Genomic DNA, 1,233 nt, shown 5'->3' with positions numbered 1-1,233 from the left:
AACCCAACGGCGTGGGTTGATCCATGGGGTTGGGAGTGTTGGGGAACGGCTAGAAGCAAATATTGGAAAGCGGAAGCCAAAGCACCCACTCAGGCTTACTCTCCTGCCAACATGGCCCGGATGGCTGAGGGTAAGGCACCGCAAATAACTGCTAAGGTAATGAATCGCAAGACCGGAAAAATTCAGACTAAGGATTTTTCTATCGAGCTTCACCATGATCAAATACCACAAAGAATTGGCGGTGCTGGAGTCCATCAGCCTTCTAACCTTCTTTCATTAACTCCTTGGGAGCATGAGGTCGTGGACTCGTTCCGGCACACAGGCTTCAAATTAATGCAAATAGTCAAAGGTGTAGACCGATGGTAGGAAATATTAAAAGTAAAGCGAAAAGGATTGTTTTTTCCAGCGAGTATCAAGCTGTTTTGAATGAGTTGCGAGATAGGTTGCGCATCCCAGTTGAAGAAGGCTACGAGGATATGCTTGCAGAGTTTGATGATGAGTCACTGTCCTTGTCCGAACTCGACGAAAATGATATTTTCAAGGTGTTACGTGAAGATGTTCTGCATATTAAAGCTTACTCCGAGAGAAAGTATCGTGCGTTGGATGGGGCTCCTGACGAACAAGAATTTCCACCAGGTGAACAGCCAGACGTTACCGACGCTGGTGAGGCGGGACAGGGTATATATTCTCAAGGCTTTTTGCTTAAAAATATTATTGAGTACCTGCTTGCAGAAGCTGGTGTTGAGAGATTAAAAGAGTATTTTAAACTAGAGAGAATTCCAAACGCCAGAAAGTATGCTGCACAGGTGGTCGGATTTATTAACGGTTAATTTGTGCTTGCCCTTTTAAAATAAGTAAACTGCAAGAGCTGATAAGCCTAAATAAATGTATCCTGAAGTGCGATAAGTAGAGAGTATTATGAGTTCTGATTAAAAATTTGTTCAAGCTATATTTGATGAGCTTTTTATAAAAAACTTTAACCAGTACAGTGCCTCGCTCAGCAAGCCATTAAATAATGATAAAGACTCTTATGCCAAAGCGAGAAACGCGTTAGCGAAACTTGGAAAGTGATCGATCCGATATGATAAATTTTCTCAAGGCTGTAATTGCGGATAGTGCGTCTGTAATACTCGGAACACTAGTGTGCTGTTCGCAAAATAGCTTTTCGTTAGTCTCGGCTACACTTCAGATGTCATTCCAGCCTTGGAGAGCTTATCGTGAGCGCTCTGGACA

General features: G+C 43.0%; 1 protein-coding gene and 2 pseudogenes. All 3 read left to right on the top strand.

All coding sequences use genetic code 11. From position 1 onward, the window contains the following. Positions 1–366, top strand: a pseudogene (locus EC915_RS25055) (type IV secretion protein Rhs); the annotation flags it as partial. Next, a complete protein-coding gene (locus EC915_RS24700) occupies positions 360–830 on the top strand; it encodes a hypothetical protein (protein WP_133753071.1) in 471 nt (156 codons plus the stop codon). The pseudogene EC915_RS25055 and the gene EC915_RS24700, both read left to right, overlap by 7 nt. 118 nt (positions 831–948) lie before the next feature. Beyond that, a pseudogene (locus EC915_RS25760) lies at positions 949–1,141 on the top strand (hypothetical protein); the annotation flags it as partial. Positions 1,142–1,233 lie beyond the last annotated feature (92 nt).

Source organism: Pseudomonas sp. LP_7_YM, assembly GCF_004364435.1.
Lineage (GTDB): Bacteria > Pseudomonadota > Gammaproteobacteria > Pseudomonadales > Pseudomonadaceae > Aquipseudomonas.
The sequence above is the reverse complement of the archived record's forward strand: the minus strand, read 5'-3'. Positions and strand labels throughout refer to the sequence as shown.